This window comes from Rhizobium sp. 42MFCr.1 (genome assembly GCF_000377185.1).
GTDB classification, from domain to species: Bacteria; Pseudomonadota; Alphaproteobacteria; order Rhizobiales; family Rhizobiaceae; genus Rhizobium; species Rhizobium altiplani.
Genome location: NZ_KB897822.1, coordinates 124,812 through 148,932, shown reverse-complemented (window position 1 = coordinate 148,932; position 24,121 = coordinate 124,812). Strand labels below are relative to the sequence as shown.

The 24,121-nt window shown below is 59.9% G+C and carries 20 protein-coding genes; 11 read left to right on the top strand and 9 right to left on the bottom strand.

The window, feature by feature from the left end:
* Positions 1 to 18: 18 nt before the first annotated feature.
* Both C934_RS0107625 and C934_RS0107620 read left to right on the top strand, forming a co-directional pair.
* Positions 19 to 1,095 (top strand): Gfo/Idh/MocA family protein, encoded by a 1,077-nt coding sequence (locus C934_RS0107625; protein WP_018856112.1) that lies wholly within the window; start codon positions 19 to 21, stop codon positions 1,093 to 1,095.
* The gene (locus tag C934_RS0107620; protein WP_018856111.1) at positions 1,092 to 1,922 is read left to right on the top strand and encodes a shikimate dehydrogenase family protein; all 831 of its coding nucleotides are present in this window, start codon (positions 1,092 to 1,094) and stop codon (positions 1,920 to 1,922) included. The genes C934_RS0107625 and C934_RS0107620 overlap by 4 nt, the downstream gene beginning before the upstream one ends.
* Positions 1,923 to 2,010: 88 nt before the next feature.
* Here C934_RS0107620 and C934_RS0107615 read toward each other — a convergent pair whose 3' ends face one another.
* The 6 genes from C934_RS0107615 to C934_RS0107590 form a co-directional block, all read right to left on the bottom strand.
* Positions 2,011 to 2,655, bottom strand: coding sequence for a hypothetical protein (locus C934_RS0107615; RefSeq protein ID WP_018856110.1), 645 nt, complete (start codon positions 2,653 to 2,655; stop codon positions 2,011 to 2,013).
* Positions 2,655 to 4,805 (bottom strand): xanthine dehydrogenase family protein molybdopterin-binding subunit, encoded by a 2,151-nt coding sequence (locus tag C934_RS0107610; protein WP_018856109.1) that lies wholly within the window; start codon positions 4,803 to 4,805, stop codon positions 2,655 to 2,657. The genes C934_RS0107615 and C934_RS0107610 overlap by 1 nt, the downstream gene beginning before the upstream one ends.
* A 4-nt stretch (positions 4,806 to 4,809) precedes the next feature.
* Positions 4,810 to 5,265, bottom strand: a complete 456-nt coding sequence (locus C934_RS0107605; protein WP_018856108.1) for a (2Fe-2S)-binding protein — start codon at positions 5,263 to 5,265, stop codon at positions 4,810 to 4,812.
* Positions 5,266 to 5,467: 202 nt separating this feature from the next.
* Positions 5,468 to 5,791: a DUF6665 family protein gene (locus tag C934_RS0107600; RefSeq protein ID WP_026371644.1), complete on the bottom strand. Its 324-nt coding sequence runs from the start codon at positions 5,789 to 5,791 to the stop codon at positions 5,468 to 5,470.
* Positions 5,792 to 5,875: 84 nt separating this feature from the next.
* Positions 5,876 to 6,184 (bottom strand): MliC family protein, encoded by a 309-nt coding sequence (locus tag C934_RS0107595; RefSeq protein WP_018856106.1) that lies wholly within the window; start codon positions 6,182 to 6,184, stop codon positions 5,876 to 5,878.
* 330 nt (positions 6,185 to 6,514) lie between these two features.
* Positions 6,515 to 6,931 (bottom strand): hypothetical protein, encoded by a 417-nt coding sequence (locus C934_RS0107590; RefSeq protein WP_018856105.1) that lies wholly within the window; start codon positions 6,929 to 6,931, stop codon positions 6,515 to 6,517.
* A gap of 718 nt (positions 6,932 to 7,649) precedes the next feature.
* Between C934_RS0107590 and C934_RS31705 the strand changes: the two genes are divergently transcribed.
* From C934_RS31705 to fhuB, 7 genes are all read left to right on the top strand, one after another.
* Positions 7,650 to 7,892: a DUF3302 domain-containing protein gene (locus C934_RS31705; protein WP_037089440.1), complete on the top strand. Its 243-nt coding sequence runs from the start codon at positions 7,650 to 7,652 to the stop codon at positions 7,890 to 7,892.
* Positions 7,889 to 8,830 carry an HlyD family secretion protein gene (locus C934_RS0107575; RefSeq protein ID WP_018856102.1) on the top strand — a complete coding sequence of 314 codons (942 nt, stop codon included), beginning with the start codon at positions 7,889 to 7,891 and terminating at the stop codon, positions 8,828 to 8,830. The genes C934_RS31705 and C934_RS0107575 overlap by 4 nt, the downstream gene beginning before the upstream one ends.
* A gap of 157 nt (positions 8,831 to 8,987) precedes the next feature.
* The gene (locus tag C934_RS0107570) at positions 8,988 to 10,706 is read left to right on the top strand and encodes an ABC transporter ATP-binding protein (RefSeq protein ID WP_018856101.1); all 1,719 of its coding nucleotides are present in this window, start codon (positions 8,988 to 8,990) and stop codon (positions 10,704 to 10,706) included.
* Between the two features lie 73 nt (positions 10,707 to 10,779).
* Entirely contained in the window at positions 10,780 to 11,664 is an 885-nt protein-coding gene (locus tag C934_RS0107565) for an AraC family transcriptional regulator (protein WP_018856100.1), read from the top strand.
* Between the two features lie 188 nt (positions 11,665 to 11,852).
* A complete protein-coding gene (locus C934_RS0107560) occupies positions 11,853 to 14,012 on the top strand; it encodes a TonB-dependent siderophore receptor (RefSeq protein ID WP_018856099.1) in 2,160 nt (719 codons plus the stop codon).
* Positions 14,013 to 14,073: 61 nt separating this feature from the next.
* Positions 14,074 to 14,961: an ABC transporter substrate-binding protein gene (locus tag C934_RS0107555; protein WP_037089411.1), complete on the top strand. Its 888-nt coding sequence runs from the start codon at positions 14,074 to 14,076 to the stop codon at positions 14,959 to 14,961.
* A complete protein-coding gene (gene fhuB, locus C934_RS0107550) occupies positions 14,888 to 16,951 on the top strand; it encodes a Fe(3+)-hydroxamate ABC transporter permease FhuB (protein ID WP_018856097.1) in 2,064 nt (687 codons plus the stop codon). The genes C934_RS0107555 and fhuB overlap by 74 nt, the downstream gene beginning before the upstream one ends.
* A gap of 130 nt (positions 16,952 to 17,081) precedes the next feature.
* On the opposite strand, the gene C934_RS0107545 is transcribed toward fhuB, so the two are convergent.
* From C934_RS0107545 to C934_RS0107530, 3 genes are all read right to left on the bottom strand, one after another.
* Entirely contained in the window at positions 17,082 to 17,366 is a 285-nt protein-coding gene (locus C934_RS0107545) for a DUF1236 domain-containing protein (RefSeq protein WP_018856096.1), read from the bottom strand.
* 76 nt (positions 17,367 to 17,442) lie between these two features.
* Positions 17,443 to 18,750 carry a hemolysin family protein gene (locus tag C934_RS0107540; protein WP_018856095.1) on the bottom strand — a complete coding sequence of 436 codons (1,308 nt, stop codon included), beginning with the start codon at positions 18,748 to 18,750 and terminating at the stop codon, positions 17,443 to 17,445.
* Between the two features lie 286 nt (positions 18,751 to 19,036).
* Complete coding sequence (locus C934_RS0107530; RefSeq protein ID WP_018856093.1) at positions 19,037 to 19,627, bottom strand: DedA family protein; 591 nt, start codon at positions 19,625 to 19,627, stop codon at positions 19,037 to 19,039.
* Positions 19,628 to 19,849: 222 nt separating this feature from the next.
* On the opposite strand from C934_RS0107530, the gene C934_RS0107525 reads away from it, so the two are divergent.
* Both C934_RS0107525 and C934_RS0107520 read left to right on the top strand, forming a co-directional pair.
* Positions 19,850 to 22,921: an AAA family ATPase gene (locus C934_RS0107525; RefSeq protein ID WP_018856092.1), complete on the top strand. Its 3,072-nt coding sequence runs from the start codon at positions 19,850 to 19,852 to the stop codon at positions 22,919 to 22,921.
* Positions 22,905 to 24,119 (top strand): YcaO-like family protein, encoded by a 1,215-nt coding sequence (locus tag C934_RS0107520; protein WP_156828726.1) that lies wholly within the window; start codon positions 22,905 to 22,907, stop codon positions 24,117 to 24,119. The genes C934_RS0107525 and C934_RS0107520 overlap by 17 nt, the downstream gene beginning before the upstream one ends.
* The last annotated feature ends 2 nt before the right edge of the window (positions 24,120 to 24,121 follow it).

The window sequence follows — 24,121 nt, the reverse complement described above, 5'->3', positions numbered from 1 at the left end:
ATCTGTGAGGGAATTTTCATGTCAGCACAATCGCAGACGCCTCCCCTGAAGATCGCGGTGATGGGTGCCGGTCTTATCGGAAGGCGCCATATCGAAGGCATTCTGGGCGAGCCGCGCACGACACTATCGGCCGTGATCGATCCCTCCGATGCCGGGCGCGACTTTGTGACAAGCAAGGGTGCTGCATGGTTTTCAACGTTTGGCGAAGCCATAGCACGCGACCGACCGGACGGCGTCATCGTTGCCACCCCGAACCAGCTTCATGTCACCAACGCCCTTAATGTCATCGCCGCAGGAATTCCGGTCCTTGTCGAAAAGCCGATTGCTGACAAGGCGCAAGCAGCGGTGGCTCTTGTCGATGCTGGTTCAAAGGCAGGTGTCCCTATCCTCGTTGGTCACCATCGCCGCCACAACCCGATGATACGACAAGCAAAGCAAATCCTGGACAGCGGTCGGCTCGGCAAGATCCTGACCGTTCAGGGAACATTCTGGGTTGCCAAGCCGGACGGTTACTTCGATGTCTCCTGGCGCCGGGAGGAAGGTGCAGGGCCGGCCTTCATCAACCTGATCCATGACGTTGATCTCTTCCGTTATTTCTTCGGAGAGGTGGAAGCTGTCCATGCGATGGAGTCGAATTCGGTGCGTGTGCACTCCGTCGAGGATAGCATTGCTATCCTGCTTCGTTTCGCGAGCGGTGTCCTTGGAACGTTAAATGCATCCGACGCCGTCCCGTCTCCCTGGAGCTGGGAGATGACGACGGCAGAGAACCCCGCCTTTCCGCAGCAGGATCAATCTTGCTACCAGATCGGTGGGACAGGGGGATCGCTCGCCATTCCCCAGCTTGCACTTTGGACCAATGCGTCGAAACCGGATTGGCTGGAGCCGCTTGACAAAGAGCGCGTGCCATTTGAACCAGCCGACCCGCTGGCGATACAGCTTCGTCACTTCTGCGACGTCATTCGCCGCGAGGCCGAACCGCTTGTTAGCGGAGCGGAAGGTCTCGCCACCTTGCGCGTCATCGAGGCGATCAAGGCATCCGCGCGCTCGGGCGAAACGATCCAGCTGGATGAACGCAGCGTGAGGCCCCTGATATGATCACCGGAACCACAAAGCTTATCGCGCACCTCGGCTATCCAACAGAATCCTTCAAGGCGCCTCTCATCTACAATCCCTATTTCGAAAACAGCGGCATCGACGCTGTCGTCGTACCGATGGGCTGCAAGCCGGAAGACTATCCTTCGTTTCTCAAGCTTATCTTCAGGCTCTCGAACATCCATGGTGCCCTCATCACCATGCCGCACAAGATTACGACGATCGGATTGCTCGATGGGGTCTCGACCAACGCCAAGGTTGCCGGCTCCTGCAACGCCGTCCGACTCCAGCCGGATGGCAAGCTAATCGGCGATATGTTCGATGGTGAAGGCTTTGTCCGCGGCTTGTTGCGCAAAGGACAATGGGTGGCGGGAGCCCAGGTGCTGATCGTGGGTGCTGGCGGCGTCGGCTCCGCGATCGCTGCCTCGTTGGCAGGAGCCGGCGCAAGACGGATTGCGCTTTACGATGACAACCCGGCTACGTCGGCGGGACTCGGCAACCGGCTGAAGACACACTACCCAATGACTGAGGTGAGCATGGGTTCGACCGATCCAGCCGGTTTCGACATCGTCGTCAACGCAACCCCCCTCGGGATGCGCAAGGACGATCCCCTGCCGCTTGACGTATCGCGCCTTTCACCCACCACTTTCGTCGGCGAAGTCGTCATGAAAGAGGAAATCACGCCGTTTCTCGCGGCAGCCCGCGAACGGGGGTGCGCCTTTCAGGTCGGGACGGACATGCTGTTCGAGCAAATACCGGCCTATCTGGAGTTCTTTGGCTTTCCCACGACAAGCGCAGAATACCTGCGCTCGATCGCACAGCTTCCGTAGGGAAGCTGCCGCAGGCGTCAGTAACAGGTGCGAACTGCTTGCAACTGGAGAGCCGAAACGGGCCCTGTTGCCGAAGAGCGGCAAGAGATCAATCGGGACATTCGGCACCTGTGTTCGTCCACGCGGCGATCAGGGCGGCAAGTGCCTCCTGTGAGCCGGGAGGTGTGCTACGTCCCGCGCCCGGATGCCATGCCCACCCTACCAGATGGTCTTCACCCATGTGGCGAACGAGATCGGCATGAGACCGATTGCCGTTCCGGCTCGTGTCTTGCACCTGCCTGCATATTTCACCCACCGTTAGCCCTTGCCATGCCATACTGGCCGGTGCCAGCGACCAGTGCGCATTGCCCGGAATGGATTTCAGGCGGCTGCCAACGATCGGACGGTTCTCGGCACCGTGGCACGTGCTGCAGGCAAGCCCCGGCGGGCCCAACGGACCTTGGCTGGCGTTCATCAATGGCACATGCGGATGTTTGTCTTCACCTTGCGTCGGGCTACGCGTCGCCGGGTGGCAGTTGATGCAGCGCGGATGCGTCAGGACCCGGCTCGCCTCTTCGAAGATGGCCTTCGAGCGCGCGCTGGTGTCCGCGATGGCATCAAAGTCGGAGACGGCCTTGAGGGCTCCGCCGTCCGATGTTTCGGCGTAGCCGTTCAGGGGGCCGACAAGGGCAGCAATAGCTGCCGTGCCGAGAATGGCGGCCAACGGCACAGCGACGATCCGCTTCCTCACCATCACACCCTCCGCAAGTCGTTCTGGTCGATTGGCAGCGACCGCAACCGCTTGCCGGTTGCCATGAAGATCGCATTGAAAAGCGATGGCGCGACACCGGGTGTGCCGACCTCCCCTATGCCACCTGGGGCCTCGGAACTCGGCACGATGTGGACCTCGATCTTCGGCGTCTCGTATATTCTGAGAACCGGAGAGTCATCGAAGTTGCCTTCCACGACAGCACCATTGCGGACCGTGATGCGACCGTAGAGGGCTGCGCTCAGCCCGTAGATGATGCCGCTCTGTATCTGGGCTTCCACCGTGTCAGGATTGATCACCTGGCCGCAATCGACGGCGCAAACGATACGGTCGGTCTTGAGCGTGCCGTCCTCTCCGACGCTTACCTCCGAGATCGTGGCTGCAAAGCTACCAAAATCCTCCGAAATGGCGATACCTCTTCCCTTTCCCTGCGGAAGGGTGGTTGACCAACCGGCCTTCTCCGCCGCGAGATCGAGCGCTGCGAGGAGACGCGGCTTATGCTGAAGCAGCCGCCTGCGGTATTCGAGCGGATCAATGTTCGCGACGTGGGCCAACTCGTCAATCCCGCCTTCAATGACGGGGATGTTGCGTGTTGCGCCGACGCCGCGCCAGTTGCCCGTCAGCATTCCATCAGGCGCCTCGTGTCGGGCGAATTCCGTATATTTGTTAGGGATTGCATAGGGCGACTCCGCGCCGCCCATGCTATCGAGGTCAATACCGTCACGGGTGAAAGCCGGCAGCCAGCGCGCCATGACGGACGGCCCAATCACCCGGTGCCGCCAGGAAACGGGCATGCCGTCGGCACCGAGTGTTGCCGTGACCTTGCTGTAGTTGAGATAGCGGTAACAGTCGTGGCGGATATCTTCCTCGCGGCTCCAGGTGACCTTGACCGGGCCCTGCACCTGCTTGGCGATCTTCGCAGCCAGAATGACGCCGTCGACATCAAGCCGGCGCCCGAAGCCGCCGCCCAAAAGATGATTGTGTACGATGACCTTGTCCAAGGGCAGCCCCGTCACATCGGCGACGGCCTGCCGCGCACGTCCGAGGACCTGGGTTCCGACCCACACGTCGCAACCGTCGCTTCGGACGTGGAGCGTGCAGTTCATTGGCTCCATCGCCGAATGTGTGAGGATCGGCAGGCGGTAGATGAACTCAACGGGAGGTCCGTGCTCGGCCTCCGCCTTGGCGACGTCGCCTTCATTTATGTGTGGCAGAGCATTGCCGCTGATGGCATCTTCCATGCGCTTTTCGAGATCGGCAAGCGAGAGATCCCCGCTGACACCTGGATCCCATTCAAGGGAAAGTGCTGCCAGCCCCTTGCGTGCGGCACCCGTGTTGTCGGCCACGACTGCGACCGCATCCTCAATGCGCACGACCTGCTTGACGCCCTTTACCGCCATGGCCGGTCGGTCGTCGACCGAACGCAGCTTGCCGCCAAAATGGGGACAGATGGTGATTGCGGCGTAGGACACGCCTTCCGGACGGGCATCGATACCGAACTTCGCGGTACCGTTGACCTTCTGCGGACTGTCCAGACGCTTGATAGATTGGCCGATCAGCTTGAAGCTCGACGCAGGCTTCAATGGCATTTCCTGCGGAACGGGCTGCAACGCAGCAGCCTGAATCAGGCTGCCATAGGTAATCCGGCGGTCACTCGCCGTATGGACGACGTGTCCCGCCTCGGCTTTGCAGCTATCCGGTTCCACACCCCAACCACGGGCAGCAGCATTCACCAGCATGATGCGCGCAGCGGCTCCCGCCTTGCGCATCTGGTCATAAACGGCGCGAATGGCAAGGGAACCGCCAGTGATCTGATCGCCCAGCAAGGGGTTCGAATACCGCGTGGGATCGGCGGGCGCATGCTCGAGAACCACCTGATCAAGAGGGACTTCCAGCTCTTCTGCCAACAGCATCGCAACCGAAGTGTAGATCCCTTGTCCCATCTCCACGGAGGGCATGACCAGGACAATCTTGCCTTCGGCAGGGATCCGAATGAAGGCGCTGGGCTCAAACGCCTCTGCTGCGTATGAGGGCGAAGGCCGCAGGCCAATGACGAGGCCCGCTCCCGTTAGCGATGCGCCGATCAGAAAGTGCCGGCGTGAGACGGAAAGGTTGATTTTGTCGTGAAGAGACATCGCATCACCCCGCCGCGGCCAGCTTGATCGCGGCGCGAATGCGCGGATACGTGCCACATCGACAGATATTTCCCGCCATGACCGCATCGATATCATCGTCAGTCGGCGACGGATTTGCCGCCAGCAGCGCTGTCGCGGACATGATCTGACCAGACTGACAATAACCGCATTGAACGACATCGATGTCGAGCCAGGCTCTCTGGATCCGTGCGCCTTCGGCAGTCTCGCCAATTGCCTCGATGGTGGTGATCGACTTGGACACCGCATCTGCAACCGGCATCACGCACGACCTGACGGGCACGCCATCGACATGCACCGTGCAAGCACCGCACATGGCAATGCCACAGCCGAATTTCGTTCCGGTGAGACCTATGCTGTCACGAAGAACCCATAGAAGCGGGATATCGCCATCCACATCGACGGCGTATTTCTTACCATTCACCTCGAGATCGTAAGACATACAACTACCGGCTGAAAGCCGTCCCCCAACGTACATGCAGCTCAGGCAAGCTAGCAGCAAAGCGGGGAAATCCGCCAGTTACATTCTTGTGAAGGTTAGGATACGGCGCAACCACAAGGAACATGGCCGGCAACCTCGGTCATTGCAGAGCTCGCGAGGGCGCAACGCCAGGTTTCGCGATGGGGGTTCGACAACATGCTTGTCATTTGTGGGCTGCGCCAAGCCTTGCAAGAACCTCGCCGGGTATCTGATAAAGCCTTATGACATCCCAATCGTTGTGGAAGCCGCACATCTCGCGCTGGATGAACAAGGCCCAGACGGCGTCGGAAGCGTCATCGAGGAGGGTTTGCCTGTCGGTCCCGCAATTGGTCTCCGGCGACCAGGAGGCAAGCCTGGCCAACGCGGCCTCCGTCTTGCGGCCCTGGCGGCCCAATGCGTCCGCCCGCGCGGAAGCGAGTTCGTATTCCAAGGGGCTCAACCCGGTGCTCGACTGTCCTGAGATTGATCGTGGCGGCCTGAGACTCACGATTGCCTCCTTTTCCCGGATATTCAGGTCACCCTGCACCGTGCGATGCGCTGCGGCGACCCTCCCCGACGCCTAGCAACAGGCTCAGTCGGCGTGACATGTTTCTCGCTTCCCTTCACGCGTCAATGTGGCTTCCTTGCCCTTGATCCAGAATTCCACATCGCTATTGGCGTAACGGCCGCCATCGGCCGAAACGACCTGCGGCAGTATGATCAAGCGTCGTGCGCCCGCAAAGACAAGGATGACACTTCCCGGCGAAACATTAGGCGAGGAAAAAGTTGCGCTGAGACGAGTGCCGGTCGAGCACTCGTAGTGCGCTTCGATCGGGCCTGGACTGGCCGCGAAAGCCGGAAGCGCAACAAGCGCAAACATCACGGTCGTCCTCGCGGGCATCACGCCTCCTTCGCCGGCGGGCACATGTCATCCAATCAAGCCAATCTAACGCGGAGACGCTCGTGAAGGAAGAGGTGCGTCCCTAGCTGCGTGGGCGCCAGAAATAGCACCGGGCCCACATTTCGGGACAAGTTGGTCGCATGGAAATGTCGGACATCCGGACAGCCCCGCGGCGCCGTCCGCCCCCGCAGCGTACTTCCGGTAAAACCTGGAGCTGCGAGAAGGCATGGGCAGTATCGCCCTTGCCCGATGATATAGTCCCGTCCTCGTCAAAGGTTTCACCCGCTGCCGGCGGCGGCCAGCAGTGTCGCTGCGACGGATACACGATACTCAGAACCGGCCGCGTATTTTATCGTAAAGGTCGCGCATATCATCAAGCGCGCGGTCATAAGTGGACTGTCGCGCCGAGGCTTGCAATCGCCCGGCGATCGTTAAACCGAATACCGCAGCGACGGCGGCAACTGTCACCAGGCTGGATACGGGATAAAACTTTACGGTCGCTTTCGTCTGTCGGACAGCTACACTAGCGCCGGCCTTGACGGCCGCAGAAGCGTCGGCCACTTGCCTGCGAAGGATCTCCACCTGCGACCGGAGAAGGCCGATCTCCTCTTCGGCATTGAACTCGGGTTGCGGAGGAATTCCAATGGAAGCCGTGTTTACGTCAACCACGGCGCGCGGCACTGGCTCGCCGATCTTGGCGCCGTCAGCAACGAGAGGTCTCGTGGTGGTCTTTTTTTCCGCGGGCATTTTTGTTCTCCGTCCAGATGGTGCTCGAAGAGCGCATAGTGAAATCGGACAGATACGCCTCGCGGCCGCAGATTGTTCCAATCTAATCAGATCGGCTCGCAAAGTGGAACGAGCTTGTACTCGCGCAGAGCTTGCGGTTCGTCTTGAAATTCAGAAAAGGCGGGTACTTGCCGTCACTAAACGAGCCGGGCTTTTTTACGGCATTAGAGACGTTTCCGGGACTATTGGTAACCAGTGTTCATGAGCCGCCAGGGCATTGATCTCGATCGCTCCACCGTGGCCGATCGGGTGCTGCCGAGACGTTCGGTCCGGCTGTATAGTGCACGCCATCGTTGTCGTCGTCAAAGCCGCGCTCGTGTTCTCATAGCTGAATATCTCAGCTTTCAGCCCGCTCTGCCTGACAAGATCGACAAACGCCGGAATCTCGGGATCTACAAACCGGTCTTTGCCCGCCAGGTTGAGGAGGAGAGGCGTCTTGTCGGCTAGCGACCATCTTGGTTTGGCCGCCGTCGACGACGTCGAGGCCACGGATAGCAGCTCCGAAATCCGAGGCCGTGTTCGGCTTTTCAGACGCACAAGGACTCTAGCCAATGCGCTTGTCCAGACGCCCATCTCAATAGTCAGGCGAGCAGCGTTTACGAGTGCGTTTACCGTTGTGTACTTCCGTTACGGCTTGAACGAGATGAGGCTTCCGCAGGATCAAGAAGAGATGGCATCAATGATCATAGATATCTTCGCCTGGCTCGTGCTCGTCGTGCTGACGGCCAGTACTGCTTTCGTTATCGTCTTTATGGCGATGCTTCCCGGCATCATCGCCAAGCGCCGGAACCATCCCTGGAAGGATGCGGTCACCGTCGGCGGCTGGGTTACGCTCTTTCTCGGCTTCGCGCTTTGGCCCCTCGTCCTGATCTGGGCCCATGTTGACGTTCCGCAGGCCTCGAAGCCGGAGGCACTGCGATGATCGTCGTACTTCTCAACGTTTATCTTGCTATTCTCTTTTGCCTGGTGAAATTCCGGATCGTACCGTTCAATCTGTTCTGGAAAGTCTCGCCGGTCCTGGTCCTTCTGTTGCTCCTCATCGGCCTGTTCGTCCCAATGGGTTGGGGCGCGCCGCAGGGCAAGGTGCTGGTGGTACGCAATTCGGTCGCAATCGTCCCCGATGTCGCCGGGGAGGTCACGGAGGTGCCGGTGGTAGCCAATACCCCGCTCAAGGCCGGCGACATTCTCTTCAAGATCGACCCATTGCCCTATCAAGCGAAGCTCGACGCCTTTCAGGCACAGCTGAACCTCAACAAGCAACGACTGGCAGAGACGACACGGCTGCAGACAAGCGGTGCCGGTCGAACCTACGACGTCGAGCAGCGCCAGGCCGAGGTCGAACAGCTGACGGCCCAAATAGCGGGCGCTCAATGGGATCTCGACAAGACGGTGGTGCGTGCGCCGGCTGACGGCTACGTCACCAATCTTGCGCTTCGCAAGGGAGCGCGCGTTACCAGCCTGCCGTTGTCTCCAGTCAGGGCATTCATTGACACCTCGGACACGATCATCGGCGTTGAGATTCCGCAGATCAACGCGCGCTATATCGAGCCTGGCCAGATTGTGGAGGCAACTTTCAAGTTCGCGCCAGGTAAGGTCTATACCGGCAAAGTCGAAAGCGTGATCCAGGCCGTCGCCAGCGGCCAGGCCCGAACGTCAGGCACTGCAATCGCGCCCACAGCCATCCAGAGCCTGCCGTTTGTCGTTCGCATTCGTCTCGATGATCCGGCTTTTGCTGCCGCCCTGCCTGCCGGCAGCACCGGTGACGCAGCAATCTTTACCGATCATGTCAACGCAGCGCATGTGATCCGCCGCGTCTTGCTTCGCCAGGTTGCGATCACCAATTACATCAATCCGCTCTAGCCCGGCCCTTTTTTGGCTCGAGCCGCTTCGTATTGCTTTTGGTCGCGCAACGCTCTATCAGCCGGGCGGCTCCACAATATGGAGAAATCCAGTCATGTTTTTACGATGCGGGCTCTTGGCCGACCAGTCCAATCCCCATTCGTTTGCGAGTATTTGAATGCTGCGTCGCTTCTTCTCCTATTACCGGCCCTATCGAGGCCTTTTCATTCTCGATTTCTCCTGTTCCATTGTTTCGGGGCTGCTCGAACTCGGCTTTCCCATGGCCGTGAAGTTGTTCGTCGACCGGCTTTTGCTCAGCCAGGAATGGCTGCTGATCCTGCTAGCGTCTGCGGCCCTTCTTGCGATCTATGTAATCAACACCGGTCTGATGGCGGTCGTCACCTATTGGGGCCATATGCTCGGCATCAATATCGAAACCGACATGCGTCGTGCGGCGTTCAATCACATACAGAAGTTGTCGTTCAGCTATTTCGACAACCAGAAGACCGGGCACATCGTCGGACGGCTGACGAAGGATCTTGAAGAGATTGGCGAAGTCGCCCATCACGGGCCTGAGGATCTGTTCATCGCACTGATGACCTTTGCCGGCGCCTTGCTGCTGATGTTCTCGGTCAACTGGCAACTGGCGCTGATAACGGCTGTCGTCGTACCGCTGACGGCCTGGGTGACGAGCCACTTCGGTAGCCGCATGACCCAAAATTTCCGGCGCCTCTTCGAGCGGGTTGGCGACTTCAATACGCGGATCGAGGAAAATGTCGGCGGTATCCGCGTGGTGCAGGCCTTCGCCAACGAGAACCACGAGCGCACACTTTTCGAAAAAGACAATCAGAGCTACCGACGCGTCAAGCTCGACGCCTACAAGCTCATGGCGGCGAGCAGTTCGCTGAGCTACATGAGCATGCGGCTGACGCAGATGGTGGTGATGATCGCCGGGGCTTATTTCGTTCTTTCCGGTACGCTGACGGCCGGCGGCTTCATCGGCTTCCTGCTTCTGGTTGGCGTCTTTTTCGGTCCTGTCGAAAAGATCAACTCGGTCATTGAAACCTATCCAAAGGGAATCGCCGGTTTTCGCCGGTTCACCGAGCTTATCGATACCGAGCCGGATATCGCCGATGCGCCGGACGCCATTGCGGTTGATCACCTCAAGGGCGCAATCGCCTATGAGGATGTCTCTTTTGGATACAATCCGGAAGCGCCCGTGTTCGAGCATGTCGGTCTGACGATCGATGCCGGAGAAACGATTGCCTTCGTCGGCCCTTCGGGGGCCGGAAAGACGACTATCTGTTCGCTGCTGCCGCGGTTCTACGAGGTCGGCGGTGGCCGCATCACGATTGACGGCGTCGACATCAGGGACATGACAAAGGTGTCGCTGCGCCAACAGATCGGCATCGTACAGCAGGACGTTTTCCTCTTCGGCGGCACGATTCGCGAGAACATCGCCTACGGCCGTCTGGGCGCCAGCGAAAGGGACATCCTCGAAGCCGCCAGGCGGGCGAGGCTGGAAGAGATGCTTGCGGGCCTTCCCGCCGGTCTCGATACGGTCATCGGCGAGCGCGGCGTCAAGCTTTCAGGCGGCCAGAAGCAGCGCGTCGCGATTGCCCGCATGTTCCTGAAGAACCCTCCGATCCTGATCCTCGACGAAGCGACGTCTGCTCTCGATACGGAGACGGAACGAGCAATACAGCGATCGCTGAGCGAATTGTCTGAGGGACGCACGACGCTGGTCATCGCTCATCGGCTTGCCACCATCCAGGGTGCCGATCGCATTGTCGTCGTCGACGCCAACGGAATCGTTGAGCAAGGCACCCATCAGGACCTCATCGCCAAACGCGGCGCATACAACCGTCTCCATGACGCGCAGATGAGGAGCCACTGAAAAACAAAGGCGATTGATGCGATGCAATAAACTTGATAATCACGCACATGTTTTACGCCTACAGGACATCGCCATGACATTTCAGCCGCGCATGCAGAACGCGATCGAGGGTTTCTCGGTCATTGGCGGGCTCAGGCGTCGCAACTGGAACGGCATTACCGCCGATCTCTGGGATGTCGAGTGCAGCCCTTACGCGGGTGGTCACTACGTGGCGCGCGATCCGCGCCTCTTCATCCTTCTCGACCATCTCGGACGCGGCCGCCCCTCCGTCAAGCTCTCCTCGACCGCCGCCGGCGCTCCCCAAGACCGACGGGCGAGCCCGATTTCCTATATCCCGGCGGAGATGGAGCTCTGGGTAGACATCAGAGACGTGCAATCGATGCGCCATCTCGATATCCATTTCGATGCCGACGTCCTCGGCCAGCGGCTGATGGAGGATATCGATCCGCAGAAGCTGAAGGATCCGCAGTTGCTCTTCTTCGACCAGCGTATCATGGCCCTCGCCGAGCTTATCGCTTCGGAGATTGCAAGCGCCGCTCCACTCCACGATCTCTATGGCGACGGCCTGGCGCTTTCACTGCTGATCGACGTCCTGAAGATGGCAAAGACACCGCCGCGCAAACGCGGTGCCCTGGCTTCGTGGCAGTTGCGGCGCGCCACCGAGTTCATCGAGGACAACTGCGCCCGCAGCATACGTCTCCACGAGCTGGCGGAACTGACGGGGCTATCACAGTCGCATTTCAGCCATTCGTTCAAGGCCTCTACCGGCACGAGCCCGCATGATTGGCAAATGAATGCCAGGCTCGAGCGAGCCAAGCAGCTGCTCCGCCATGAGGCGCAGGCGTTGACCACCATCGCGGTAGAGACCGGCTTTTCCGATCAGGCGCATTTCACCCGTGTCTTTCGCAAACATGTCGGCACGACACCGGCTCGCTGGCAAAGATCGCAGTGCAAGTGATGCATTTTTGCAAAGATCTGCCCACGAATTTTGGAAACGCCCAAAATCATTCAATCGCCACCGATCGCGCCAAGCCTGGCCATTAAATTTGAGTTAATCGCTCATCTTATTAAGCCGACGCCTAACGGCCGCCGACGAATAGCATGAGTGGGGTCTTTGGAATGCATGAAGTAAAAGGTTTACAGCGCATGCGACGCGCTCTGGGCACGAGCGTGGCGATGATTGGTCTTTGCGCCGCCGGGGCGGCACAGGCAGAGAACGCCGATACAGCGCTTGCGCCGATCGTTGTTCAGGGCCAGAGCGTCGGCAACGGCGCTATCGGGCCGGTAAAGGGCTACGTCGCCAAGGAAACGACGACGGGATCCAAGACCGACACGCCGCTCAACGAAATCCCGCAGGCTGTGTCCGTCATCGGAAGGCAGGAAATGGACGACCGCGGCGTCGTCAACAAGGTCGACGAGGCGTTGCGCTACACGCCCGGTGTCACGGCTGCTCCTTTCGGTGTCGATGCCGACACCGACTGGATTTACATTCGCGGTTTCGACGCGACGCAGACTGGCGTCTATCTCGACGGACTGCAGCTCTTTACCTATGGCTTCGGTGGCTTCCAGATCGATCCCTTCATGCTGGAGCGGGTCGAGGTGCTGAAGGGTCCGGCATCGGTGCTCTATGGCGGAGGCAACGCTGGCGGCATCGTGAATTATGTCCGCAAACGCCCCACGGACGAGCCCTTCTACTACACCGAGGCAGGCATTAACACCGACGGAAATGCCTTCACCGGCTTCGATATATCGGACAAGCTTGGCCAAAGTGACACGGTAACCTATCGCCTCACCGGCAAGATCGCGGGTGGCGACAACTATTCGGACTTCTCCCACGACCTGCGCGGATTCGTCATGCCGCAGGTGACCGTCTCGCCCGACGATGGCACGACGCTCACGGCCTGGGCCTATGCGGGAGCGCTTGATCAGGTTCACGTCGGCAACGGATTTTTCCCCTATGTCGGGACCGTGGTCGATGCTCCATTTGGCAAGATCGATCGCGCCTTCTTCCCCGGTGAACCGGACATCGATACCGGCAGATATGACCAGCAGATGGGGGGCTACGAGTTTGAACACGAGTTCGACAGCGGCATCAAGTTCTCATCGAATGCCCGCTATGGCCACCTGCAGAAATACGAGGTGGGTCCCTACGCCTATGGCTATGTCAATACAACGGTCCCTCTCGATCCGGGCTATTTCCAGCTCAATCGTCTCGGCTTCGAAGGGCATTCCGAGGTCGACACGTTCGCAATCGACAACCATCTGGAAGGCGCCTTTCAGACTGGCGCCCTCGATCACGAGGTCATGGTCGGCCTCGACTACAAGTACTATCGGCTCGACAACGTGCAGGCATCGACGCTCGCCACGTCCATTGACCCGGTCAACCCCGTCTATGGTGCCCCCCAGCCGATCAACCGGATTTACAGCAACCAGCTGATCACCCAGCAACAGCTCGGCATCTACGCCCAGGACCAGATCCGCTTCGACGACGGCTGGCTCGTTACGCTCAACGGGCGCTACGATTTCGTCAATACCGACACCGACAACCGCCCGACGGCCTACAGTTCGACCTATAGCAGCTACAGCTACGACAACTCGGCGGCCAGCGGTCGCATCGGCATCGCCTACGAATTCGACAATGGTCTCACGCCTTACGCCAGCGTGGGCACCTTCTTCAATCCAACGGTCGCTCCGAGCGCCACCCCGAACAATGAACCGGAAGAAGGCGAGCAGTACGAAATTGGCCTGAAGTACGACCCGACCTTTATCGACGGCACATTCACGGCCTCGCTCTTCCAGTTGAACCGTCGCAACGTCGTCGTGACTGACCCGGCGACTTTCCTTGCCAATCAGATCGGCGAAGTCGAATCCCGCGGTATCGAGCTGGAGGCCAAGGTCAACCTCAACGACAATTGGAAGCTTCTCGGCTCGTTCTCCTACACCGATCTCGAAGTGAAGGAGGACATTGTCGCAGCCTATGTTGGCAAGAAGCCCTATCTAGTACCCGATATGACCGCCGGACTGTGGGTCGACTATACCGTAACGCAGGGCGCATTGGAGGGTGTCAGCGTCGGAGGCGGCGTGCGTTACCAGGGCGAAAGCTGGGCAGATCGGCTGAACACTTTGAAGGTTCCTGATGCAACCGTGTTTGACGCGGCGATCCGCTACAAGAAGGAAGGCTGGGAAGGCTCCGTCAACGTCACCAACCTCTTCGACAAGGAATATGTGAAGGGCTGCGGCGGCGAATTCACCTGCGGCTACGGCGACGCGCGCACCGTATGGTTCAAGTTGAGCAAGACCTGGTAACCCGTTGTTCTAATGATTGCTTTCAGGGGGGCCTGGCTTGGGCCTCCCTTACTGACTGGAGATGAAATTGAGCGCAGCACGGCTCACACGCAGGACCTTTCTGGCCGGAGCAGCCACGCTTGTCGGGGGCGTAGCGCAAGGTCAGCCGTTCCAGCCGAGGGTTGCCACGCTCGACTGGGCGCTCCTGGAAACGCTGCTCGCGATCGGCGCCAATGTGGTCGCGGCAACGGAACTTCGCCAGTTCCGACAGGTCGCCGTAACGCCTGAAGTGCCTGATACGGTGGCTGACCTCGGACTTCGCGGGACGCCGAACCTGGAGGTCCTGCGCTTCGCGCGCCCCGACGTGATCTTCAATTCCAACTTCTACGCCTGGGCCGATGCGCTGATGAGCCGTATCGCCACGGTCGAAAGCCACGCGATATACATGCCGGGAAAGAGCCCGTACAGGCTGGCCGAACAGGCAACGCTCGCGATCGGAGAGCGTCTGGCGCTTCCGGCGGCCGGAAAGCTGGTGGAAGGTCTCGCGGCAAAACTCGATCGCTACAAGTCTCAATTCGCCGCCAACGGCGATGGACGTTCCGTCCTGCCGATCAATCTCGGCGATGCCCGCCACTACCGGGTGTTCGGTTCCGACAGCATGTTCGGCGAGGTATTGCAGCGCGTCGGCATTGCCAATGCCTGGGCCGGTGCCACCAGCTACTCCGCTACGGCACCTGTCGGCATCGAGACCTTGGCATCCATGCCGGACGCATGGATCATCCTCATTCCGCCGCATCCGCAAGACGCGTTCGAAGCCCTCACCGGAAGTGCATTCTGGAAGGCTCTTCCGGCCGTGCGGGAGAACCGCGTCCTGACCCTCGGTTCGGTCAACCCCTATGGCGCGCTTCCAGCCGCAAGTCGCTTCGCTGACTTTCTCGCCGAAGGATTTTCCCGTGTCCGAAACGGCTAGCCTTTCCATACCGCATATATATTCACGCAAAGCGATCATCCCGGCCTTGGCGCTTGCCTTTGCATGCGTTGCAGCTTTTGCCCTGCTTTTGATCTTGCGCCCTCATGTGCCTGGCGATCCCGAGCAAGCCAAGGCGCTTGATGCCATCCTTTTCTGGAGCAGCTTCATGCCGCGGGCTGCGATCGCGCTGGTGTCGGGCGCAGCACTCGGCCTTGCAGGCGCACTTCTGCAGCGCATTCTGCGCAACCCGATAGCCGACGCCTCGACGCTCGGTATCGCTTCTGGCGCACAACTGGCACTGACGCTTGGTTTGAGCTTCTCGCCGATCCTGGCCGGCGTCTCGCGCGAACTTGTCGCCTTCGCCGGTGGCCTTTGCGCCGTTGGCCTTGTGCTCGCCTTGAGCTGGCGCCGCGGTCTCGATCCGGTCACCGTTGCAATCTGCGGCATGATCGTCAGCATGGTTGCAGCCTCGCTCAGTGTCACGCTGGTACTGGCGCGGGGCGAGTATGCAATGTCGATCCATATCTGGGGCGCCGGTGCCCTCAACCAGCAGGATTGGGCCGGCGTGGCTTCGCTTTCGCCCCAGCTTGCTGCTGGCATGCTCGCCGCTCTGCTTCTCTTCAGGCCGCTCAATGTGCTTGCCTTGGACGATGCCAGCGCCAAGGGTCTCGGCGTTTCGCTGCACGCCGTACGGTTCGCAGTCCTGATGATTGCCGTATGGCTTTCGGCCTCCGTTACGGCCACAGTCGGAATCATCGGTTTCCTCGGGCTTGCCGCACCCGCGATTGCGCGGCTCTGCGGCGCTCGCACCACGCCTCAGGTGATGACGACGGCGCCCCTTGCCGGTGCTGCTGTGCTGTTTCTGACGGATTGTCTGACGCAGTTGCTTGGTCCCGGCTTTTCCGACCTTGCGCCGACAGGAGCTGCTACCGCCCTCATCGGTGGCCCTCTACTGTTGTTTTTGCTGCCGCGCGTGCACGGGCCGGCGGTGCCCACGTCAACGTCGAACGGGACCGCGCGACGTCTGTCGCGACGGGCATTGGCGCTTCTGCTCCTCGGCGTCGCCTTTCTGGTTGTCTTCCTGGCTGTTCTCGTCGTTGGACCGACCGATAGAGGCTGGCAAATTGCCGTCGGCTCGCTACTCTCAGATCTTTTGCCGTTCAGGCTGCCGCGGATTGTCGTGGCCGCCGGAACAGGCGCAATGCTCGGCGCGGCCGGCTTCGTCATGCAGCGCGTGACCGGCAACCCGCTCGCAAGCCCCGAAGTGCTCGGTGTCTCTTCCGGTGCCGGGGCTGGACTGACGCTGACGCTGTTCGTATTCGCCTTCCCTTCTCCGGCAATCATGATCGCCGGCATGTCGCTTGGCGCACTCGTCTCGTTCCTGGCCATGATCGCTATTGCGCGACGCGCTGGCCTATCAGCGGACGTGCTCCTGCTTTCAGGCGTCGCCATCAGCGCTTTTTGCCTTGCAATCATCAGCGTGGTGCTTTCGCAAGGCGACATGCGAAGCTACATTCTTCTGACCTGGATTTCGGGCTCGACCAACCGTGCCGGCACGTTCGAAGCCTGGACCGCAATCATCTCACTGGCTGTGCTGACAGCACCGCTCTTCCTGATGACGCGCTGGTTCGCCATCCTGCCGCTTGGCGCGGGGCTGGCGCGCAGTGTCGGACTTCGTGTCACATCGACACGGCTTCTGCTTGCCGCACTTGCCGCGACAATGACGGCGATCTCTTCCTTCCTCATTGGACCGCTGAGCCTGACCGGCCTGATCGCGCCCCACTTGTCGCGGCTGATCGGCTTTCACCGGAGCCGCGACCATCTGCTCGCAGCCATGCTGATCGGCGCCGAACTGCTCGTACTGGCCGACTGGTTATCCCGCGTCATTATATACCCCTACCAGGTGCCCGTTGGCCTGTTCGCCGCGCTGATCGGAGGGCCATATCTTCTTTGGCTTCTCGGTCGAAAGGAACCGCTTGCCTCGTTCTAAGTCGCTGCGGCGGTGGGACTGTGCCAAGGAGATCCCTTGCTCGGTCACACCGACCAAGGTTACATTCCGTAACAGCAAGCCGATGCACAGGGTGCAAGCGCGATATCAGCCGTCCTCGCCAACCGATTGATTACCTGATGACTTCGATCACGCGATGGGTATGCGGATCAACGATCACACGTCGCTTGTTGACCACGGTGTAACCGTATGCATCGCTGCTGGGGATGGTGTGGATTTCTACCGAAGACGGCAATTCCGTCCCGACGACGATGTCGCCATCATAAACGACTGACGGAACCTCTTGTTCGGTTATGTAGGTCCTCACCTCGCCAGGCACGGTCACGACCGTGGTCTGAGCCGAAGCGGGACCGGCCAACAAAAGTCCTGTGATTGCCGCTGTCATGAGAGCTTTCATATCTACCTCCATGTGTGAAAAGGGGAACTCCCCTTTCACGTGAAGGTTCCCTCACGAAGAGCAGAGCCGATCGGCATTATTGAAGCGTTCGGCTGGCGTCTCCTGGGGGCACTTCGGCGGTCAGGAGGAGCTTGTCGATCCTGCGCCCGTCAAGATCGACGACCTCGAATCGCCAGCCGTTCATGACAAAGCTTTCGCCCACTTCCGGCAGGTGCTTCATCTCCTCAAGTACGAGTCCGGCAACCGTCTGATATTCCCGGTCGTTCTCGACCTGGAAGCTCATGAAGTCGGCAAACTCGTCGATCGGCGTCCAGCCGGATACCAGATAGCTGCCGTCATGGCGGCGAACGATGGCCTTCTCTCCAAACGCGTCCTCCTGAACGGCGCCCAAGATTGCTTCCAGAATGTCGCCAGAGGTAATCACGCCTTCGAAGTGGCCGTATTCGTCATAGACCAGCACCATATGGCAGGGTGAGCGACGAATGGCCTGGATGACATCAAGCGAGCCCGACAAGTCCGACACAATCGGCACTTCCTTGGTGAGCGTGGCGACGTCGGCATAGCCGGACGAGGCAATTGCGTCGTAGAAGTCTTTGGTCAAAAGCACCCCGATGATCTCATCGGAGCTGTTTCTTCGCACCGGCAATCGCGCCTGAACGCTCCCGCGGAGCTGATCTCGGATCTCATCGAAACCGTCCTCGACGTCGATCACCTCGACATCCCGGCGAGGCGTCATCAAGGCTCTGGCACTTCGGTCCGCCAGCCTCATGACACCGGAAATCATCGCCGACTCTTCCGTCTCAATCACACCGGCGCTCTGCGCTTCTGCCAGGACGGTCTTGATTTCCTCGTCGGTGACCATATCGGCGGACTTGCCCGATTGACCAAGAACACGAAGGATCATGCGACCGGAAGCGTCGAGGAACCAGACGAGTGGGGCGGCCAGGCGAGACAGGAACATCATTGCCGGGGCGACTTTGCTTGCCACTGTCTCCGGCGCGCGAAGCGCGATCTGCTTCGGCACCAGCTCACCGACAATCAGCGACAGGTATGTGATTGCGACAACGACCGAGCCGACCCCAAGCGCATCGGCAGCGGCCGGTGAAAGGCCGTGCGTGCCGAGCCAGCCGGCCAGTCTCGCACCAAGCGTCGCACCTGAGAACGCACCGGACAGCACGCCGACGAGGGTAATGCCGATCTGCACGGTCGACAGGAACCGCCCTGGCTCCTCGCCCAGTCGGATGGCAATGGCGGCCCCACGGCTTCCCTGGTCGGCCAGCACTTTGAGGCGTGCGGGACGCGAGGATACGACCGCGAGCTCCGACATGGCAAGGACGCCATTCAAGATGGTGAGAATGGCAACAATTGAAATTTCGAGAAGCAAAAAAGGAACCCTGTAATTTTAGAAACTACGGGAAACATAGGCATTCTCCCACAGAACACCAGCTGCAAGCCACTCGTAATGATGGTTTCTTCGCTTATTCCGGGATCGCTGGATTGGAGAATCCCCGATCGCCGGTCCGCAGGTGCGCAAAAGGTGGTTCGTTGGCCACAGAAACCTGAGGCCACCAAGGCTGGCTTTCATCTGTGGTATGAAGCATCGAAAACAGATCCGACGCCGAGACACGGTCCACGCGGCTCGACGAAGCCGAGCGTTTCGGCTGAGACCATCACCCGCGTCTCCAAGTGCCCGAGCGCGCGGAGCGTCGCGCCATTTCGCGCCTGACCGCATAAGCACTGACCCCGACGAGGATTGCAGCCAAAGCCAGCGCGATTAACACGTGAAGATGAAGCTCCAGCCGGCCGATCAATATCTCAACGGCGTGTCCGGCCAGGAATCCAATCGCCGTTATCGCGACGCCCCAGATCAGCGCTGCAATCGCATTGAGTATAATGAACTTCCGCGTCGAGACGTTCGAGACGCCGATTGCAACAGGGCTGATCGTTCGCATGCCGTAGATGAAGCGAAAGGCGAGGATAAAGCCTGTCGGATGCGCTTCGAGGAGCTTCGTCACCCTCGCGATCGGTCCCGATTCCAGCAGCTTTTGAACATAGGACCACTTGGTGGCGTAGCGACCTGACAAGAAGAAGAACTGGTCTGCAGCAAAGGATCCGAGACACGCGGCCAGAGCGACCTGCCAGTATGGAACAAGCTGACGATGAGCGAGGACACCACCCAGAAACGCTGCCGTTTCCCCTTCGACACCGGCCCCGATAAAAACGGCCAAGACGCCGTATTCGCCAATCAGCCTCTCCAGCAATGCCTAGCCTCCGGCCGCCCAACAACCCGCAATCTGCCCTGAATTGCGTCGTGCAGCAACGTCTGCAGGCGTATGCGAGGCGTGAAGAGCGCCAAGCTGCCATTTCCCCGGTTTGTTGCGAAAGTAGTTGCCCTGAGCACAACGACACACTCACGCAACACGCCAAGAATGTGTTAGCCTCGTCAGTAGGCGGCTTTGGCCTAGCGGCTTGGGGGAAGCGCGATGCAGGACAAAGATCCGAATGGCGCCAGAAAACCACCGGCCGGAAACGTCCGGAGGAAGCCAGAGGCCGTATCCAGCGCGATCGAGCGCCGGATCGTTACGGCGCTTTGCTACGATCTGGTCGATTCAACGGAACTCTTCCACCGCATGGATCTCGAAGATTATCGCGAGTTGATATCCGCGTTTCAGGCAGCCGCCAACAAATCAATCGTCGCCCAATCGGGCGTACTTCGGGTGGAGACTGGTGATGGCGGGCTCGCCTTGTTTCCGATTGATATCGGAGCGCGGGATGCCGCTTCCCTTGCCATTCGTGCGGGCTTGCAAATCATCGAGACCTGCAGGCGCGTCGGGGAGACGGCCGGTCGTTCGGATCTGCAAGTTCGTGTCGGCATTGCCACCTCCGTTGCCCTTGTTCAGGAGCCTCAGAAGCAAAGCTGGACCCATGAGCCTGTTGTCGGAGTGGCACTTGCGCTCGCCACCCGTCTTGAGACCGTCGCTGCTCCCAATACAGTCTTCGTGTCTGACGAAACCAGCAGGCTGGCGGGCCGCTCGCATGCGTTCTCCTTCGAGGGCATCTGGAACCTCAAGGGGTTCGAGGCGCCTGAACGAGCATGGCGCGCACTCGGTCATAAGAATGAAGTGGACAGGTTCTATGCCTTCGGAAGGCTCGGCAATCCTTTCGTTGGCCGCATAGATGAGCTCAGCACGCTATCGAAAGCGTGGAAAAGCGTCGTTGCCGGAAACGGACAGACGGTCATTATCGAGGGGGACGCCGGCATTGGAAAATCACGCCTTCTGCATGAGTTCCGCAGACTGACCCGTGCAGAGCGATCGAAATCCTTCTTCTTCCAATGCGTGCCCGGCGGCTTTCACTCGACGCTGCATCCTTTGGCCAACAGCCTTACCGGCATGCCCGAGACGGGTGGACAGACGAAATTGACGGCATCCGCAGTCGCCAGCCGGTTTCGCCGCCACGGCATACGGGACAATGACATCGTCGAGCTCTTCTCCTATCTGCTCGGAGCCGAGGGGCGAAGCGAAAACCTCGCCGGCAGCAATCCCAGACTGATCCGGGAGAGAGCGCGACAAGCAATCCCGAAGGCGATGCAGGCACTCTGTGAAAACGGGCCCCTTCTCTTTGTCGTCGAGGATGTTCACTGGATAGATCCGACTTCTCGAGAGTTCTTGATTGAGGCGGCCCGCGCCATCCTGGGGCTACCGATCCTCCTGATTGCGACCACACGCCCTGAGGCGACCATGGAATGGCCGGAGGACGCCCGTCCCTCGCGACTGCCTCTAAACCCTCTCGATGCAGACCAGACGAGGCTTGCAATCGAGCGCAACTGGCCACAGCACAGAGTGGCGGAGTTTGAAGACCTGGTTGAGGTAACCGAGCGGATTTCGGGCGGCGTGCCGCTTTTCATCGAGCAGATATGCCAATGGATGTCCGAGACCACGATTACGGGTGTCACGATCCCGGAAAGCGGATCGTCGGCACATATCTCGACATTTGAAGAGATCCTCGAAGCACGGCTCGGCAATCTCGGCCCAATTAGAGACGTGGCACGCGCCGGAGCCGTTGCCGGCTCCCGCTTTACCTTGTCGCTTCTTCAGACTCTGCTTCCCGACTATGACAGGAAGGCGCTGGCAAACGCGGCGGATACACTGTGTAACACCGGCTTCGTAACGCATGTGCGAGCCGGCGGAACCGTTACCTATGGCTTTCGCCATTCACTGATCCAGGAGACGATATACAAACTGCTGCTGCGGCGACAAAGCCAGGCGCTTCATCGCCGCCTCTTCGACGCACTGACCGAAGACCCCACGATCGCACCGTGGATCGATGGCGGTGCGCGTGCCGAGCATGCGGAACGTGCTGGTCTCAAGGAGACCGCCGTGGAACTGTTCATTACGGCCGGTCAGGAGGCCGCGCGTCGGTCGGCCCTGGTCGAAGCTCGCCATCATCTCGAGCATGGCCTCTCAATCTGCGACGAGCTCGGCATGAACGAGCGGGTTGATCGGCTGCGGCTATCGGCCGTCATTGCATTGGGACCCGTGCTTACCGGGACAATCGGCCTGAATTCGCCGCCGGCGCGAAAGCTTTACGAAGATGGGGTGGAAATCGCCAATCGACAACCGCTGGAAGAGAAGTCGCGATGGTTTCCAATCTACTGGGGTTGGTGGCTGACGGGTTCCGACTTTTTGACGATGCACGAACGCGCCATGGAGGTTCAGGTCATGCTGGCAGGCATCCGGGACCCCGAGGTACGCCTGCAGATGAACCATTGCATCTGGGCAATCGACTTCAATCTCGGACGTCACAGGGAAACGCAGAATGCTGTGCGGGAAGGCCTGGCTCTCTACGACACACAGAGGGCGACCGAAGCGCGAACCATCTACGGTGGGCACGATGCCTGTGCCTGTGGCCTGGGCCAACTGGCCCACTCGCTGTGGCTGACAGGCCAAACGCATGAATCAGACCGCGTACTGAAAGAGATGATCCAGTTCGTGAATGGCATTTCCCACCTGCCGAGCAAAGCACACTCTCTCGACGTGGAAGCTGTCGCGGCATTCTATCGCAATGATTACAAACGCTTGACAGCCATCTCGGAAGAGATGTCTGAATTTTCCAGACAGCATGAAATGCAATCTTTGGCCGGACTTTCGCTCCTTTTTGGCGGATGGGCCGAAGCACATCTTGGAAACGTCGCAGGCGGTTATGAGAGGTTCTGCAAGGGATTTGACCTTTTGGGAGAGCTCGGCACGGTCGTCGACCTGCCGATCTATCTCTCGATGCAGGCTGCAATGCTCGGCCTTGACGATAAGGTCGATCGCGCCATCGAGGTCGCCAGCCAGGCGATCGTCAAGGCAAGGGAAACAGGTCACGCCTATTGGCTTGCGGAATTGTACCGCGTTCGGGCCATGCTGCGCGCCCGCTCCGGCGCGATGCGCGAGCTCGTCATGGAAGATTTGCATCTTGCTGCAGAGATCGCCCAATCGCAGGGGGCGGCCGCACTCCAGGACAGAATAAGGCAGTCGCTCGAGGAGCTTGGCCTTGTTGTCGACCGATGAACCCAACGGCGCCATTTCAGGGGGCGACCTCCTGGACGAGTTTGCGGCAGAGGTCACCGCCAACCGGGGGGCATCGTTGGGCCGGGCCGAGGTCGATCCGCCATGTGAGTACCTGCGAAGGCTCCTGCCAATCTGCCGGCATGCAGGAATAACACGCGTCGCAGACCTCACCGGCCTTGACCGGTTGGGGCTTCCCACGGTCCAGGCAATCCGTCCAGCAGCCCTTTCCGAGGTGACCTCGCTTGGCCGCGGCCGATCCATGGCTCATGCCGCCATCGGCGCGATCATGGAGACACTTGAGCGCCATTACGCCGAGTTGGTTCCCGCCACCAGCGCCGTCCTTGGAAGCGCCGATGAGCTCGCCATCCCGGAGGGCCTCTTCGATCGTCAGCTTGACGACCACGCAACATCGGCCTGGCGGTCGAAACCAACCCTCTGGATCATGGGCCATGACCTTTGCCTCCGACACACCCAAATGGTTCCTCTTGAACTCGTGCACACACGCTATACGGATCCGCCCCCGGATTTCGACGGGCTCTTCCTGCGCACCACCACCGGGCTTGCCTGCCATTCAACCTGGCATCAAGCGACTGCGCATGCGCTCTTCGAGTGTATAGAACGCGACGCAATTGCCCGGGCGTTCGACACGCACGGCTTCTTCGACAGATACCGGCTTTCCCCCGGGAGCCTCGGTCCCGCCGTTAATCACCTGACCGGTCTTCTTGCGGAACACAATATATCGGCCGGGTTCTGGCATGCCCCCTCCCCGACTGGCGTTACCGTCGTCTGGTGCCAGACGATCGAACTCGGTGGCGGCCATCCCGTGCTCGCATTGCCGACGGAAGGTTATTCGGCTGGGCAAGACCTCGCCGAGGCGGCAGAAAATGCCTTGTGCGAGGCGCTGGCGGCCCGTGCCGGAGCCATCTCAGGCGCCCGCGACGATCAGACGACGCGGCACTATCACAAGCGTGTCGACAGCATTGTCGCAAAGGCCCGGCAGCTCATCCTCAATCCAGTTTCTTTCACGCAAATCGTTGAGGCCCCTCCTATTTCCAGCCTCCAGGATCTCCTCGACCGCGTCGAAGACACCGAGCTTGGACCCGTTCTTGCGGTTCCGTTGGGTTCGCATCCAGACGGGCCCGTTCGTTGCGTCAGGATGCTGATGCCCCGAGCCCGCCCGTTCAACGTCGTGCGCTAGGA